Raw genomic sequence first — 2,848 nt, 5'->3', positions numbered from 1 at the left:
CGGTCGAGGCGCCGGGGACCGACGGGGTGCTGCGGGTGCCCGGGGAGTCGGCGGTGGTGCTGGTGCAGGAGTAAGGGAGTAACAGGAGTGAGCGGTCCTGCCAGGATGCCGGGTTCTTGCGGACGAGAGTCGCGCGTTGGGCGTCCCGAGCCACGGGGCTGACCGGCGTCGGGCGTTCTTCGGACGATGCCGCGCTCAGGCAAGCGGCGCCGGTGGACGTCATGGCCATGCCACGTCGATGTACGGCAAGCGGGGCCTCCGCCGGGGCGGGCCCGCTCGCCGCAGTCCGTTGCCATCTCGTCGACCGGCGGCAGCAGTCGGGGTGAAGTCGTTGCGGTGCCCACCGATGTGCGACACCCGCAGCAGGGTGGCTCACGGCCTGTGGATCACCTCGCTCGGGTTGGCGGCGATCAGAACCCGTGCCCCAGAACCCAACCGCCACCTGGGATCAGTGAGAGCACCGACGGTGACCAGAACCGCGGCGACCGTGAAGGGGGTGTACTCGACCCGCATGCCGAGGGGCGGGCCCGGACCCCTTCACCCGGTCGCCCGCGAGCCCGGTACGGACCGGTGAGGGAAGCTCCGCTCGGCGCTGCTCCGGGACTGCACGGCGCAAGCCCGCGGACATGGCGCGAGGTCCACGGCGGAGTCCGGTGCCGAGGACGGCGATGGGGATGTCTATCGTCTTCCAGTGCGAACAATCGTTGTGCCTGTCCGCGGGGCGGAGGGCTTGGAGTGGTGACGCGTCGATGGCCTCGTCTTCGGCATCCGGCGCAGGTGGTCGTGGCCGGCTTCGCCGCGGCGGTGGCGGCCGGGACCGGTCTGCTGATGCTGCCGGCAGCCAAAGCGGGGCCCGGTGGCGCCGGTGCGGCGGAGTCGCTGTTCACCTCCACCTCCGCGGTGTGTGTGACGGGTCTGGTCGTGGTGGACACCCCCGGCTACTGGAGCGGATTCGGACAGGCGGTGATCCTGGCCCTGATCCAGGTGGGCGGCTTCGGCATCATGACCTTCGCCTCCCTGCTGGTTCTGCTGGTCTCGCACCGCATGGGCCTGAAGGCGCGCATGACGGCCGCCGCGGAGACCAAGACCCTGGGGTTGGGCGATGTCCGCTCGGTCGTGACTGGTGTGGTCAAGGTGAGCCTGCTGCTGGAGGCGGTCACCGCGCTGGTGCTGACTCTGCGGTTCGCCACCGCCTACGACGAGCCCTGGCCCCGGGCGGCGTGGCTGGGCGTCTTCCACGCCGTCTCGGCGTTCAACAACGCCGGCTTCGCCCTGTACTCCGACAGCCTGATCGGCTTCAGCACCGACCCGTGGATCTGCCTGCCCATCGCGCTGGCAGTCGTCGCCGGCGGTCTGGGTTTCCCCGTCCTGTTCGAGCTGCGGCGCCGCTGGCGCAGACCGTGGGCCTGGTCCCTGCACACCAAGATCGTGCTGTGGGCCACCGGTGTCTTCCTGGTCGGCGGCAGCGCCTTCATCACCGCACTCGAATGGTCCAACCCGGCCACCCTCGGCTCCCTGGACACACCGGGGAAACTGCTGGCCGGGTTCTTCCAGGGGGTCATGCCGCGCACTGCCGGGTTCAACAGCATCGACACCTCCCAGATGAGCCCCGCCGGCTGGCTGGGCACCGACGTGCTGATGTTCATCGGCGGTGCCAGCGCCGGCACCGCCGGCGGCATCAAGGTCACCACCTTCGCCGTGCTGTTCTTCGTCATATGCGCCGAAATCCGCGGCGAGGCCGCGGTCAACATCTTTCACCGCCGCCTGCACGACGACCTTCAGCGCCAAGCCCTGACCGTGGTCCTGCTGTCCGTGGCCGCCGTCGCCACCTCCACCGTCGCCTTCATGGTCTTCTCCGACCACAGCCTGGACCAGTCGCTGTTCGAGACCACGTCCGCCTTCGCCACCGTCGGCCTGTCCACCGGCATCACCGCCGATCTGCACGCCGGCCTGCAACTGCTGCTGATCGGATTGATGTTCCTCGGCCGGCTCGGCCCCATCACCGTCGCCTCGGCACTCGCCCTGCGCACCCGCCACCGCCTGTACGACCTTCCCGAGGAGCGACCCGTCATTGGCTAAGAAACCCGTCCCCAGGAAACGCCGCACCGGGCCTCAGGGCTCCGTCGTCGTCATCGGCCTGGGCCGCTTCGGCCGCGCCCTGGCCCTGGAACTCGCCGACGAGGAGACCGAAGTCCTCGGCATCGACGAGAGGGCCGAAGTCGTCCAGGCACTCTCTGGTTCCCTCACCCACGTCGTGCGGGCCGACTCCACCAAGGAGGACGCCCTGCGCCAGCTCGGCGTCCACGAGTTCGACCGCGCCGTCGTCGCCATCGGCACCGACTTGGAAGCCAGCATCCTCACCGCCTCGCTGCTGATCTCGTTCGGCATCGAGAACGTCTGGGCCAAGGCCGTCAGCGAAGCCCACGGCCGCATCCTCACCCAGCTCGGCGTCCACCACGTCGTTTATCCGGAACACGACATGGGACAGCGCGTCGCCCACCTCGTACGCGGCCGCATGCTCGACTACATCGAGTTCGAGGACGACTTCGCCATGGTCAAGACCAACCCGCCCGCCGACATCATCGGCCTTCCCCTGGCGAACAGCGCCGTCCGCACCCGCTACGGCATCACCGTCGTCGCCATCAAGCGCCCCGGCGAAGGCTTCACCTACGCCACCTCCGAAACCGTCGTCGAAGCAGACGACACCATCATCGTCGCCGGACGCACCCGAGCAACCGAACGCTTCAGCGAACTCCAGTAGGACCAGCCGGTTCTCACTGACCAGGGAGATGATCCTCAGTGAAGGATGCACAACCGTGTCCGGCACCGCCCCCTCGTTCGAGGAGGC

2 protein-coding genes are annotated in these 2,848 nt (G+C 69.0%); both read left to right on the top strand.

The features are described from left to right. Positions 1–738 precede the first annotated feature (738 nt). Positions 739–2,079: a potassium transporter TrkG gene (locus tag RIF68_RS33335; protein WP_309055200.1), complete on the top strand. Its 1,341-nt coding sequence runs from the start codon at positions 739–741 to the stop codon at positions 2,077–2,079. Continuing rightward, positions 2,072–2,761: a TrkA family potassium uptake protein gene (locus tag RIF68_RS33330; RefSeq protein ID WP_309055198.1), complete on the top strand. Its 690-nt coding sequence runs from the start codon at positions 2,072–2,074 to the stop codon at positions 2,759–2,761. Before RIF68_RS33335 ends, RIF68_RS33330 begins: the two co-directional genes overlap by 8 nt. Positions 2,762–2,848: the final 87 nt, after the last annotated feature.

It is taken from the genome of Streptomyces sp. (assembly GCF_031178505.1).
GTDB classification, from domain to species: Bacteria; Actinomycetota; Actinomycetes; order Streptomycetales; family Streptomycetaceae; genus Streptomyces; species Streptomyces gulbargensis.
Note: the sequence above shows the minus strand (reverse complement) of the source record. Positions and strands in the feature narration are given on the sequence as shown.